The sequence below is a fragment of the Nitrosospira multiformis ATCC 25196 genome (assembly GCF_000196355.1).
GTDB lineage: Bacteria > Pseudomonadota > Gammaproteobacteria > Burkholderiales > Nitrosomonadaceae > Nitrosospira > Nitrosospira multiformis.
In genome coordinates, this window is sequence record NC_007614.1 from 573,125 (window position 1) to 585,814 (window position 12,690).

Genomic DNA, 12,690 nt, shown 5'->3' on the forward strand with positions numbered 1-12,690 from the left:
GTATTCTTCCTTTAGGCAGGTGAAGCCAGTAAGTGAAATCAATAAGTGTCAAATAATCAAAATGCGCTCAATACAACTTCAACGTAAAAAAAGTCCGAACTCCCCGGGCTTCTGCCCAAGGCCGCTATTTGCCGGTTGCGCACAAACTCCCCGCTCGTGAAATGCGAATAACCGATGGTTGTGTCGATGTGTTTCGCCAGCTTGTAGCGTGCCCGGATGTCGAAATTGTGTCCGATGAAATCACCGCTGCTTCCGGTCGCATCGCGGTTGGAAAAACTTCCTCCGTTACTTCCATTGCCTCTGAAGAGGTTATTGAGGCGGTCGGTATCGCTGGCCAGCCAGTACCAGCTGTAGCCGCCATCGATCCGCAGGTCCTTGAACGGCTGGAACTCGAGCTTTATCTTGGGGGATTTGATATTCTCGAAAACGATGTAATCGTCCGCTGACCACGGTCGCGCGAAACCGAAGAACCGTTCGAAGCGGTTATTTACGTTGTCATTGGGATTGCGATCGCCGCTGGCGTAACCGTAAAAGGCGCTGATACGGGGTTTCCACGCGTGTTTGAGCGTATAGCCCAGCTCGGTGATGTATGCATGGGCCTGATGTTCCTGCGTGCCATTCCGACCGAACTGGTAGATCAGGTTGAAATCGAAGTCCAGACCCGTATCGCCTATCTTGCCGTATCCCCTGAGAGCGGGTGAATGAATATGACGGTCGATTTCGCCTGTCTTGCTGCCATCCTGCGTCAGTCCCATGTAATAGGGCTGGAGTGTGATGAAATCCGACCATTTGCGCCAATGGCCGATGGCGCCGTAGAACCATTGGTTCTCGATGCGCTCGTCAAACTCCGTCAGCAGCCGTTGAACAGGCTGGTAGGCCCATAAATCCCCCTCCCAATCGTTGACTTCCTGTCCCAGGTTGATGCGAAAACCTTCGAAGGTATTGGTCGTGTTGCGCCATTCATTGCGGCCGATCAGACGCCGGTCCAGCGCCTCATAGGCCATGCGGCCCACGCGCAACCTGAGCGGGCGCTGCTGTTTCAGGTCGTCTTGACCCAGCGCGCCCTTGAAATACAATTCGGCATAGGCCTGGATGAGGTCGTGCTCATTGAAATCACGGTCATCGGGTGGAAAATGGCCGTTGTAGCGGCGGGAATCCTGGAATTCCACCGCGGCGCGTAGCGGATCGAATATTTCGCGGATTCCGAAGTAGGCGCGGGAGCGCAGCAGGAAGGGCTGGTCCAGCCTGAGTTCGGTGCGCCGTATATCGTTGCTGCGGAATTCGTAGCGGGTACGATGATCGATGCCCACATCCAGCCAGTAGATGTCCTTGAAAGCTTCAATCCCGGTTTTGCTCAGGGTGCGCACATAGCGCGGCGGATCGGATTCGGGCTGGGTCGAGTAGCTGCTGGAAGGCCTGAAGTAGCCCGTCGATTTTTTTTCCTCCTTTGTTGCCGCTGCCGCTGTTTTTCCAGCCGATGTATTTCCATTTGATTTGCTGCTTGCTCCCGAGGGATCGGCCTTTCCTTTTTCTTCAACAGGGACAGCACCGTTCTGAGCAAACCTGTTTTCCTGTTCCGTCATTTTGAATTTTTCGGTGTCGATCGTGTTTGCATCTGCCTGAGCACCGCTCCATGGCGGTATCGCGAGAGCAAACGCAATGACTGTTCCCAGATAAAACTTCATTCCTCTCTCCTGTCTCGTCCTTCCGGTTGCGCGGTCAAGGACCGATGTAATCTGTTTTATTTGGCCTCCAGTCATTTGGTCGGCTTTTATGCCTGTGGCTTCCCGCTCTTGCATTATTCCCTTCACTTTCTCTGGCCAGCCTCGCTACGCCCCATCCGGATTTTTTCCCGGCACTCTATCTGGGTAATCTTGCCGTCATGAATGACCACCTCCACCGAGCCATATTCGATATTTGCAATGGCGTACAGAATCCGTTGTTTAACGTCCACGGGTATCCGTCTGCCGGATTGTCCGGATCCATAATGCTTTTCTTCCAGATCAATGATTTCAGGGGTGGCCGACATGGTCAAAACGGTTGCAGAGTCTGTGGAAGCGACACGTTACCAGTGACGTTTTATAATTCAAACTAATATCATTTGATTTGCTTATCTGTTTTTTGTATATACAGCGTGAGCGTTGATACATGCTCAGCAACTGGGACGGCACTGTCCAAACCGCATCCAATCTGGGAAAATTACTGGTGCAGTTCAGAAGCCGGGATTGAACCCGAGCCTATGGGGGCGGGAACCGATGAGTATCTTGAGAAAGAGGTTGCAGCGGGAATGGGAACAGGAATAGAAATGTTGTCCAGAAAGGAGCAACATAACGCCAACAAACTGCATAAGCGGTTGAGGCGGCTTGTCGGGACGGCGATCGCTGATTTCAACATGATCGAGTCTGGAGACCGGGTAATGGTGTGTCTCTCGGGCGGAAAGGACAGCTATGCTCTGCTCGATATCCTCCGCAGCCTGCAGGCACACGCAGCCACACAATTCGAGCTGATTGCGGTAAATCTGGACCAGAAGCAGCCGGGCTTTCCGGAACACGTGTTGCCGAACTATCTTACATCCATCGGCATGCCTTTCCGCATCGTCGAGCAGGATACCTATAGCGTGGTGAAGCGCTTGATACCGGAGGGGAAAACCACTTGCAGCCTTTGTTCACGCTTGCGCCGCGGGGTCCTGTATCGCGTGGCAGACGAACTGGGAGCAACGAAAATCGCGCTGGGCCACCATCGCGATGATATTCTTGAAACCCTGCTTCTCAATCTGTTTCATGGCGGTAAGCTGAAAACCATGCCGCCCAAGCTGGTAAGCGATGATGGCAAGCATATCGTCATCCGGCCGCTTGCCTACTGCAAAGAGAAAGACCTGGCCGCCTATGCGGAAATGGAAAATTTCCCGATCATCCCCTGCAACCTGTGTGGATCACAGAAGAATATGCAGCGCCAGGTGGTAAAGGAAATGCTGCAGCAATGGGATAAAAAGTTTCCCGGCAGGCTGGAAAACATGTTCAGCTCTTTGCAGAACATCCAACCCTCGCATCTGCTCGATTCCTCGCTTTACGATTTTCATGGGCTCAAAACCGGGAACGGGCCTGTCGTCGACGGCGACAGGGCATTCGACCCCGAGCCCTTCGAGCCGGGCGTGGAAGAACTTCTGAGCCTGAACAAAGACTGAAAGAATCACATCACCCTCGGCCAACTGGTGGATAAATCAAGTAAAGCACGCCTCAAATGAGAAAACCGTCCGGATCAGTTTCGCAGCCAGCTCCACTGTCAGTTTCACCGCTGTCAGTTTCACTCTGGCTGGTTTTTATCGGCTTGCTGGTCATTGCGCTGCCGGGCTATCCGGCTTTGCCTTTCAGTGACACCAAAAATGGTGTGCCGACCCTGGCGCCGGTGCTTCAGGACGTGACCCCGGCGGTCGTCAATATTTCCGTAGTGACGCGCTCGGCCATAGAAGAGAATCCCTTGTTTCGGGACCCTTTCTTCCGCCGCTTTTTCAATCTTCCGGAGCAGGAGGCCCGGCCGGAGCGCAGTGTGGGTTCCGGCGTGATCATGGATGCGGCCAAGGGTTATGTGGTGACCAACTACCACGTGATCAAGGATGCGCAGCAGGTGGTTGTGACACTCAAAGACAGGCGCCAATTCCAGGCGAAGCTGGTGGGGACGGACCCGGGTACCGATATTGCCCTGCTGAAAATCGATGCCAAGAACCTTAAGGCGCTGCGCCTCGGTGATTCCGATCTGCTCAACGTCGGGGATTTTGTCATCGCGATCGGGAATCCGTTCGGTCTGGGGCAAACGGTAACATCCGGCATCGTCAGCGCATTGGGAAGAAGCGGACTGGATATCGAAGGCTATGAAGACTTCATCCAGACCGACGCCTCCATCAATCCGGGCAACTCCGGCGGAGCCCTCATCAACCTCAAGGGGGAACTGATCGGCATCAACACCGCCATCATTGGTCCCGCAGGCGGCAACGTCGGCATTGGTTTTGCGGTTCCCAGTGTGATGGTGAAGGCAGTCCTCGATCAAATCCTGCGCTTCGGCGAGGTACGCCGCGGCAGACTGGGAGCGAGCAGCGAAGATATTACGCACGACCTGGCGGCCTCACTGGGGTTGCCTTCCACGGAAGGCGCCATCATCAGTGCGGTCGAGCCGGGATCGCCTGCGGAAAAAGCCGGGGTGAAACCGCGTGATGTGATAACGACTGTCAACGGAAAACCTGTGCGGAACTCGATTGATTTGCGCAACAAGGTTGGACTGATGCCCATCGGGGAGACGCTGGATCTCGGGCTGATCAGGAATGGGAAGCGGCTGACTGCGAAAGTAAAGATAGCCAAGCTGGCGGAGGCTTCCAGTGCAGGTGCGGAGGCCGTGCCGGAGGTCTCAGGCGCAACCGTGGCGGACTTGAAACCCGGCGCCCGCCGGGGAATTGAGGGCGTGATGGTAACAGACGTGGAAGTCAATAGTCCCGCCTGGCTGCGGGGCATCCGGCCGGGGGACCTCATCATTGGCGTCAATCGCCGCCAGGTCCGTTCGGTGCAGGAGTTGCTTGCTGCTCTCAAGGCCAGCAGCCAGGGACGGCTCACCCTAAGCCTGATACGGGGCGACTTCAGGGTGACTATCAGGATCAGGTAAATCCGTTTCCCGAATATCCTGAAGCCGAATCGCTTCCGATAGTCTCTTTAGCCGCTCACAGCACTTCAAAATACATGATCTCTCGCTTTCCTTCCGGCCTCGCTGGAGCCGGGCCCTCACCCACGGAAATGCCTGAGTTCGCGGTATAATCCCCAGCTTTATGGCAGAAAGCCGAGCTTATGCAGGAAAAATATCACCCCCAGGAAATCGAGTCGGAAGCGCAGCAGTACTGGCAGCAAACCGCCGCATTCAAGGCTGTGGAGGCGCCGGAAAAGCGGAAATACTATTGTCTTTCGATGTTTCCTTATCCCTCTGGCAAGTTGCACATGGGACATGTGCGCAACTATACCATTGGCGATGTGCTGTCGCGCTATCACCGCATGCAGGGTTACAACGTGTTGCAGCCCATGGGCTGGGATGCCTTCGGCCTGCCGGCAGAGAATGCGGCAATGCAAAACAATGTACCGCCGGCAAAGTGGACCTACGACAATATCGCCTACATGCGCAAGCAATTGCAGAGTCTGGGGCTGGCAATGGATTGGGATCGCGAGCTTGCCACCTGCCAGCCGGATTATTACCGGTGGAATCAGTGGCTGTTCCTGCGCATGCTGGAAAAGGGTCTGGCCTATAGAACGACGGGCATCGTAAACTGGGACCCTGTCGACCAGACAGTACTGGCCAATGAGCAGGTAATCGACGGGCGCGGCTGGCGCACCGGAGCTCTGGTGGAAAAGCACGAAATCCCGATGTATTACATGAAGATCACCGCGTATGCTGATGAGCTGCTGGAAGCGCTGAATGCGCTTCCGGGCTGGCCGGAGCGGGTGAGAACGATGCAGGCCAACTGGATCGGCAAGAGCTTTGGTGTTGAAGTCCGGTTTCCTGCGGATGCCGAATCCGGCATGCCGCAGGACTTGAAGGTTTTTACGACTCGTGCAGATACCTTGTTTGGCGTAACGTATGTAGCCGTCGCGGCTGAGCATCCTGTCGCTCAGCACGCAGCGAAAAGTAATCCTGCCCTTGCTGCATTTATCGAAGAATGCAGGCAGGGGGCGATGATGGAAGCGGAACTCGCTACCCAGGAAAAGAAGGGTAGGGATACGGGTTTGTACGTTATCCACCCCCTGACCGGGGCCAGATTACCTGTCTGGATAGCCAATTACGTGCTGATGGGCTATGGGGAAGGGGCGGTGATGGCGGTTCCCGCTCATGATGAACGCGATTTCGAGTTTGCTACCCAATATTCGCTGCCGATCAGGGCCGTGATCAAGCCTGTCGACTCCGGCCTGACGGTCCCCCTTGCCCAGGCATATGTGGAACACGGCATTACGTTCGATTCCGGTGAGTTCTCCGGTCTCGCGTTCCAGCCCGCAGTGGATGCAATCGCTGTCGCATTGCAACAGAAGGGATTGGGCGAGAAACGCGTGCATTACCGCCTGCGTGACTGGGGCATTTCCCGGCAGCGTTATTGGGGCTGCCCCATTCCTCTCATCTATTGCGATGCGTGCGGGGTAGTGCCGGTGCCCGATGAGCAGCTTCCCGTGGTGCTTCCGGAAGATCTGGTGCCCGACGGCTCGGGCAACCCGCTTGCTAAAACGCCGTCATTTTACGAGTGTTCCTGCCCGCGCTGCGGTCAGTCCGCCCGCCGGGAAACCGATACGATGGATACCTTCGTCGATTCGTCTTGGTATTACATCCGTTATGCCTGCACCGACCAGCACCGGGCAATGGTGGATGCGCGCGTGGATTACTGGCTGCCCGTTGATCAATATATCGGCGGCATCGAACATGCCATCCTGCATCTGCTCTACTCGCGCTTCTGGAGCAAGGTCATGCGCGATCTCGGACTGGTGTTGTTCGACGAGCCGTTTGCCAATCTGCTGACCCAGGGCATGGTGCTCAATGAGATCATGTTCCGGAAAACGGGAAGCGGGCGCATCGTCTATTTCAACCCTGCGGATGTGGATATCCAGACCGACGAGCAGGGAAGACGAATCGGAGCGGTGCTGCGCGCCGACGGCCAGCCGGTTGAAGCAGGCGGCATCGGCACGATGTCGAAATCCCGCAACAATGGCGTCGATCCGCAAAAACTCGTCGAGCAATACGGGGCGGATACAGCCCGGCTCTTCATGATGTTTGCCAGCCCGCCCGAGCAGACTCTCGAGTGGGCGGATGCCGGAGTAGAGGGCGCATTCCGTTTTTTGAAGCGATTATGGAAACAGGTTTACGATCATCTGCAACAAAGCGGTGTTGCGAATGGTCCAATCCCGGTTGCAGGTCTCGGTCCTGAACTCAAGGCCTTGCGTTTTCAACTGCACCAGACCATCGCCAAGGTGGGTGATGACCTGGGCAGGCGGCATACCTTCAATACCGCGATTGCGGCTGTAATGGAGTTGATGAACGCTCTCGGAAAATTGCAGGATTCGAGCCCGTCTGCCCGCGGGTTGATGCAGGAAGCACTGGAAAATATTGTACTGCTGTTGTCGCCCATTGTTCCTCACATCTGCCATGTCCTCTGGCGGGAGCTCCGCCCGGGCACGGAGTTGCTCGATCAGCCATGGCCGCAAGCAGACGTTGCTGCGCTCGTGCAGGATGAAATTGAGCTGATCGTTCAGGTCAATGGCAAGCTGCGGGGGAAGATACGGGTTGCCGCAGATACAAAACCGGTAATCGTTGAGCAGCTTGCGCTGGAGAATGAACAGGTGCGAAGGTTCATCGATGGAAAAGCAGTTAAAAAAGTGGTGATGGTGCCAGGGAAACTGGTCAATATCGTCATTTGAAGATACGAAAACCGGAACTCGAGGATTGCCGATGAAAAAAATCCTGTTGCTTACATGCTGTCTCTTGCTCGCGGCTTGCGGCTTTCAGTTGCGGGGCACCGCCGCGCTTCCGTTTGATACGCTTTATATTTCCTTCCCGCAAGGACATCCCATCGGTACCGATCTCAGGCGCCTCGTTCGGGCGAGCACCAGCACTCGCCTCGTTGACAACCGGAAAAAGGCCGAAGCCATACTGGAGATTCTCAGCGTCACCAATGACAGACAGATCATGTCCGTGTCAGGCGGCGGGCGCGTTCTGGAGTTTGAACTCCGGTACCGGGTTTCCTTCCGGCTGCTCGATGCCAAAGGGGAGGAACTCATTCCCACCAATGAACTGGCCCTGCGTCGAATCATGCCTTTTACCAATCAGCAGGTGGTCGCGAAGGAGGGGGAAGAGGCAATGCTCGTGCGGGAAATGCAGAGTGATTCGGCAGATCAGATCGTGCGGCGCCTTGGAGCAGTCAAGGTGGCGGAACTGAATAAGTCTCCACAGGTGAACCCCTGACCGTTGACGCCTGTGTTGCGGTAACCTGAAGGCGAAGGCATGCGTATTGCGCCCGAACAGCTTGCGCGGCATCTCGATAAACAGCTTGCACCGCTTTATACGGTATCCGGCGACGAATTACTTCTGGCAATCGAAGCTGCCGACCTGATCCGTGTAAAAGCGCGCCAAGGCGGGTATATCGAACGGGAAATTTTCAACGTCGATAGCTATTTCAACTGGACAGAGCTGGAACGGTGCAGCAACAGCCTGTCGTTGTTCGGCGAAAGACGTATAATCGATCTGCGCATCCCCTCGGGCAAGCCGGGCAATCAGGGCAGCGCCGTTTTGGAGAAATACTGCCGCGCCCTGCCGCCAGATACCGTCACACTTGTCACCCTGCCCCGGATCGACCAGCAAGGTGCGGCAACCAGATGGTTCAAGGCGCTTGATGCAGCAGGAGCAGTCATTACGGTTTATCCGGTAGAACGCGGGCGGCTGCCCGACTGGATAGGCCAGCGGCTCACCATGCAAGGGCAGAATGCCGACATCGACACGCTGCAATTTCTTGCCGACAAGGTAGAGGGCAATCTGCTCGCAGCCTATCAGGAACTCAAGAAACTTGCGTTGCTTTATCCACCCGGAATGCTGTCGTTCGAGCAGGTGAAGGATGCCGTGCTCGATGTCGCCCGTTATGATGCATTCAAACTATCCGATGCAATGGTTGCCGGGGATACCGCGCGCTATACGCGCATCCTGGAGGTTTTGCAGGGTGAAGGCATGGCATTGCCGCTGATCGTCAATACGCTGGCGGGGCAGATCCGCCTTCTTGTCGCGATTCGTACCGGACTCGACGCAGGGAAACCGCCGGGACAATTGACCAGCCAGTCTCGAGTATGGCGGGACCGGCAGAAAATAATGGAGAACGCCGCTCGCCGCCTGAACCTTGAACAGTTGGCATCGGCGTTGTCACATGCCGCTAAAATAGACAGAGTCAGCAAGGGCGTTGCAAGCGGCGATCCCTGGGATGAGTTGCTCCAACTGGGTTTGCGTTTTGCGAAGATCGGGCAGCGGCAGTAGTTAAAGCATGGCAAAACGATGACGCAAACGGAGGATAGCCGGCATAGGCCGGGCTTCACCCGATCTGCCGTTACTGAACTCTTATCCGCGAACGCCGGAGTAGAGGAATTCTGGCAGCGGACTATCAAGGCGCCGTCATACCCGCGAAAGCGGTATCCGGATTTTCTTGAGATAATAATATTATGAATCAGCGGGTTTCCGCCTTCGCGTAAATGACGATCAAGGTTTTGCCCAAGGCACTCTCCCTTATTACCAAGCCGCCGTCATTGCCGATGGAGCTCTCCGGATTTCCATGAATTTTATTCCTGACAATAGTCGGGCTTGACCCGGAATCCAGTTCCGGAATCCCAGTTACTCCTGCAATTTTAATTTACTGTCTGAATGGAACCATTGACATGGACATCATCGACATCAAGACCTATATGCACTCCATCGGGCGTGAAGCCCGAGCCGCCTCGCGCTTGATTGCCAAAGCGGAAACGGCGGCCAAGAACCGGGCACTTACACAGATGGCGGTGGCTATAAAACGGGATGAGCAGCAGCTGTTGGCAGCGAATGCCCGGGACGTGGAAAATGCGAAAGAACGGGGATTGGAAGCGGCAATGATAGACCGGTTGACGCTCACGCCCAAAAGCGTGGCGAGCATGGCCGAAGGTTTGCTGCAAATAGCAGCGCTAGCCGATCCGGTCGGTGAAATAAGCGATTTGAACTACCGTCCCTCCGGCATACAGGTGGGAAAAATGCGCGTACCGCTGGGCGTGATCGGCATCATTTATGAAGCGCGCCCCAACGTCACGGCCGATGCCGCGGGGTTGTGCCTCAAGGCGGGTAACGCAGCGATATTGCGCGGGGGATCGGAAGCCATTTACAGCAATCAGGCGATCGCGGCGTGCGTCAGGGAGGGGCTTAAGACCGCCGGTTTGCCCGAGACGGCGATACAGGTTATCGAAACAACCGACCGGGCTGCCGTGGGTGAACTCGTCACCATGAAAGAATTCGTCGATGTCATCGTGCCCCGCGGCGGCAAGGGGTTGATCGAGCGCATCTCGAATGAAGCGCGCATCCCCGTCATCAAGCACCTGGATGGCGTATGCCATATTTATATCGACGAAGAAGCGGACCAGGAAAAGGCCATTCGTGTTGCGGACAACGCCAAGACCCAGCGCTACGGCACCTGCAACACACTCGAAACATTGCTGGTGCATGAGAATATTGCCGGGGAAGTGCTGCCGCCGCTGTGCAGAATCTACCTGGACAAGGGCGTGGAACTGCGCGGCGATCCGGCCTCGCAGGCGATCATTCCGGAAATGAAGGAAGCCAGGGAGGAAGACTGGTATACGGAATATCTTGCGCCTGTCTTGAGCGTGCGGGTGGTAAGCAGTCTCGATCAGGCTATCGAGCACATTACGATTTACGGCTCCCAACACACGGATTCCATCATTACCGAGAATTACAGCAACGCGCGCCGTTTCTTGCGCGAAGTGGATTCCAGTTCTGTCATGGTGAATGCCTCCACCCGCTTCGCGGATGGATTCGAGTACGGCCTCGGCGCGGAAATTGGTATCTCCACCGATAAGCTTCATGCTCGCGGCCCGGTGGGACTGGAAGGATTGACCAGCCAGAAATTCATCGTCCTGGGTGACGGGCATATCCGGCAGTAGGTTTCCAGGAATAAGGTTCAATTTTATTTCCTTAAACTAATAAGGTTTTCATGGCTCAGCTTACCGAAATCAAAGTACCGGATATTGGCGACTTCAAGGATGTCGCAGTGATTGAAGTGCTGGTGAAACCCGGCGATACAGTGGAAAAGGAAACATCGCTTATCACCCTGGAAACCGATAAGGCATCCATTGAAGTTCCTTCACCCCAAAGTGGCATTGTGAAGGAACTTAAAGTCAAGGTTGGCGACAAGGTTTCGGAAGGCTCGATCATACTCATGCTGGAGGCCACAACAGCAGAAGCGGCTGCTCCTGCTAAAGCCTCTGAACCTGGTGGTGCGAGCAAGCAGGAAGAGCCGGCTGAGAAGCCCGCTGCCAACGTTGCTCCTCCATCGGAAAAAGAGGAAGAAGAGAAAACGCCGGCCTCAGTCGCTGCTCCTGCTCCTGAATCCGTAGCACCACCCGCTGCACCTTCGATTCCACAAGGTGATATTCATGCCGATATAGTGGTATTGGGTGCAGGGCCGGGTGGCTATACCGCCGCCTTTCGTGCTGCCGATCTCGGCAAGAATGTGGTCTTGATCGAGCGCTACTCCACGCTTGGCGGCGTCTGTCTCAATGTGGGCTGCATTCCCTCCAAGGCGCTGCTGCATGTGGCGAAAGTCATCACCGACGCCGAGGAAACAGCGCAACAGGGTATCGCTTTCGCTAAGCCCGGCATAGAAATAGACAAACTGCGAGGATGGAAGGAATCCATCATCGGCAAACTCACCAAGGGATTGACGGGGCTGGCGAAGCAACGCAAGGTGAAGGTAGTGCGGGGAACGGGCAGGTTCACTTCGCCGAATATGATCGAAGTGGAAACCTCCGACGGAAAAAAAACAGTGTCGTTCGAGCACTGCATCATTGCCGCGGGTTCTGCTGCCGCTCGCATTCCCGGTTTCCCCTACGATGACCCGCGGATCATCGATTCCACTGGCGCGCTCAAGCTGGAGAGCATCCCCAAGCGCATGCTGATCATCGGGGGCGGCATTATCGGTCTCGAAATGGCGACGGTCTACGATGCGCTCGGCAGCAGGATCAGTGTCGTCGAATTGATGGATCAATTGATTCCCGGCGCGGATGCCGATCTTATCCGGCCGCTGCACAAACGCATACAGAAACGCTACGAGGCCATCTACCTCAAAACCAAAGTCACCAGAATTGAAGCGCTGCAAGAAGGATTGAGAGTCACGTTCGAAGGATCCTCGGAAGGTGGCGGCCCAGAGGGCACTGGAGCACCCGAACCGCAAGTATATGACCGGATCCTGATGGCGGTAGGACGCCGGCCAAATGGCCGCGAAATTGGGGCAGAAAAGGCAGGTATAGCTGTGAACGAGCGTGGCTTCATCCCGGTGGATAAGCAGTTGCGGACCAACGTCTCTCACATTTTCGCCATAGGCGACATCGCGGGCGAGCCCATGCTGGCGCACAAGGCATCGCATGAAGGCAAACTGGCGGCGGAAATCATCGCCGGCGGGGAGAAGATGAAGTCAGCAGCGTTCGACGCTCGCGCCATTCCCTCGGTAGCTTACACCGATCCTGAGATCGCCTGGATGGGCCTCACCGAAACCGAAGCCAAAAAGCAAGGTATCGAAATCGAAAAAGCGGTATTTCCGTGGGCCGTCAGCGGTCGTGCTTTGGCAATGGCGCGCGACGAGGGCATGACAAAGTTAATCCTGGACAAGAAGACGCGGCGCATTCTCGGCGCGGGCATCGTAGGCATCAATGCCGGCGAACTGATATCCGAAACCGTACTGGGATTGGAAATGGGCGCGGATATGGAAGATATCGGCCTTACCATCCATCCGCATCCGACTCTATCCGAAACAGTGTTCTTTGCCGCTGAGATCGCGGAGGGGACGATTACCGATCTTTATATGCCGAAGAAGTAGAGGATCAATGGGGTCGGAGCCGATTGACTTTCAGAAATCAGTCGACTCCGACTCCTTGATTTTGGCTC

At 55.7% G+C, this 12,690-nt stretch carries 9 protein-coding genes; 7 read left to right on the forward strand and 2 right to left on the reverse strand.

What is annotated here, in order from left to right:
- Positions 1–56: 56 nt before the first annotated feature.
- Both NMUL_RS02685 and NMUL_RS02690 read right to left on the reverse strand, forming a co-directional pair.
- Positions 57–1,685, reverse strand: a complete 1,629-nt coding sequence (locus NMUL_RS02685; protein WP_041352347.1) for an alginate export family protein — start codon at positions 1,683–1,685, stop codon at positions 57–59.
- A gap of 122 nt (positions 1,686–1,807) precedes the next feature.
- Positions 1,808–2,029, reverse strand: coding sequence for a YezD family protein (locus NMUL_RS02690; RefSeq protein WP_080557662.1), 222 nt, complete (start codon positions 2,027–2,029; stop codon positions 1,808–1,810).
- A 258-nt stretch (positions 2,030–2,287) separates the two neighbouring features.
- On the opposite strand from NMUL_RS02690, the gene ttcA reads away from it, so the two are divergent.
- The 7 genes from ttcA (at position 2,288) to lpdA (ending at position 12,622) form a co-directional block, all read left to right on the forward strand.
- Positions 2,288–3,184 carry a tRNA 2-thiocytidine(32) synthetase TtcA gene (gene ttcA, locus NMUL_RS02695; protein ID WP_011379871.1) on the forward strand — a complete coding sequence of 299 codons (897 nt, stop codon included), beginning with the start codon at positions 2,288–2,290 and terminating at the stop codon, positions 3,182–3,184.
- Positions 3,185–3,240: 56 nt separating this feature from the next.
- On the forward strand, positions 3,241–4,650 hold the full coding sequence (locus NMUL_RS02700) for a DegQ family serine endoprotease (RefSeq protein WP_011379872.1): 1,410 nt from the start codon (positions 3,241–3,243) through the stop codon (positions 4,648–4,650).
- A gap of 179 nt (positions 4,651–4,829) precedes the next feature.
- A complete protein-coding gene (leuS, locus tag NMUL_RS02705) occupies positions 4,830–7,430 on the forward strand; it encodes a leucine--tRNA ligase (protein WP_011379873.1) in 2,601 nt (866 codons plus the stop codon).
- 31 nt (positions 7,431–7,461) lie between these two features.
- Positions 7,462–7,974 carry an LPS-assembly lipoprotein LptE gene (locus tag NMUL_RS02710; RefSeq protein WP_011379874.1) on the forward strand — a complete coding sequence of 171 codons (513 nt, stop codon included), beginning with the start codon at positions 7,462–7,464 and terminating at the stop codon, positions 7,972–7,974.
- A gap of 39 nt (positions 7,975–8,013) precedes the next feature.
- Positions 8,014–9,030 carry a DNA polymerase III subunit delta gene (holA, locus tag NMUL_RS02715; protein ID WP_011379875.1) on the forward strand — a complete coding sequence of 339 codons (1,017 nt, stop codon included), beginning with the start codon at positions 8,014–8,016 and terminating at the stop codon, positions 9,028–9,030.
- A 395-nt stretch (positions 9,031–9,425) separates the two neighbouring features.
- Complete coding sequence (locus NMUL_RS02720; RefSeq protein WP_011379876.1) at positions 9,426–10,691, forward strand: glutamate-5-semialdehyde dehydrogenase; 1,266 nt, start codon at positions 9,426–9,428, stop codon at positions 10,689–10,691.
- Positions 10,692–10,741: 50 nt separating this feature from the next.
- Complete coding sequence (gene lpdA, locus NMUL_RS02725; RefSeq protein WP_011379877.1) at positions 10,742–12,622, forward strand: dihydrolipoyl dehydrogenase; 1,881 nt, start codon at positions 10,742–10,744, stop codon at positions 12,620–12,622.
- Positions 12,623–12,690 lie beyond the last annotated feature (68 nt).

What these genes read in the sequence shown, in the direction of transcription:
- NMUL_RS02720 (WP_011379876.1), top strand. Translation starts at nt 9,426, where the DNA reads ATGGACATCATCGACATCAAGACCTATATGCACTCCATCGGGCGTGAA.
- NMUL_RS02700 (WP_011379872.1), top strand. Translation starts at nt 3,241, where the DNA reads ATGAGAAAACCGTCCGGATCAGTTTCGCAGCCAGCTCCACTGTCAGTT.
- NMUL_RS02690 (WP_080557662.1), bottom strand. Translation starts at nt 2,029, where the DNA reads ATGTCGGCCACCCCTGAAATCATTGATCTGGAAGAAAAGCATTATGGA.
- leuS (WP_011379873.1), top strand. Translation starts at nt 4,830, where the DNA reads ATGCAGGAAAAATATCACCCCCAGGAAATCGAGTCGGAAGCGCAGCAG.
- ttcA (WP_011379871.1), top strand. Translation starts at nt 2,288, where the DNA reads ATGGGAACAGGAATAGAAATGTTGTCCAGAAAGGAGCAACATAACGCC.
- lpdA (WP_011379877.1), top strand. Translation starts at nt 10,742, where the DNA reads ATGGCTCAGCTTACCGAAATCAAAGTACCGGATATTGGCGACTTCAAG.
- holA (WP_011379875.1), top strand. Translation starts at nt 8,014, where the DNA reads ATGCGTATTGCGCCCGAACAGCTTGCGCGGCATCTCGATAAACAGCTT.
- NMUL_RS02685 (WP_041352347.1), bottom strand. Translation starts at nt 1,685, where the DNA reads ATGAAGTTTTATCTGGGAACAGTCATTGCGTTTGCTCTCGCGATACCG.
- NMUL_RS02710 (WP_011379874.1), top strand. Translation starts at nt 7,462, where the DNA reads ATGAAAAAAATCCTGTTGCTTACATGCTGTCTCTTGCTCGCGGCTTGC.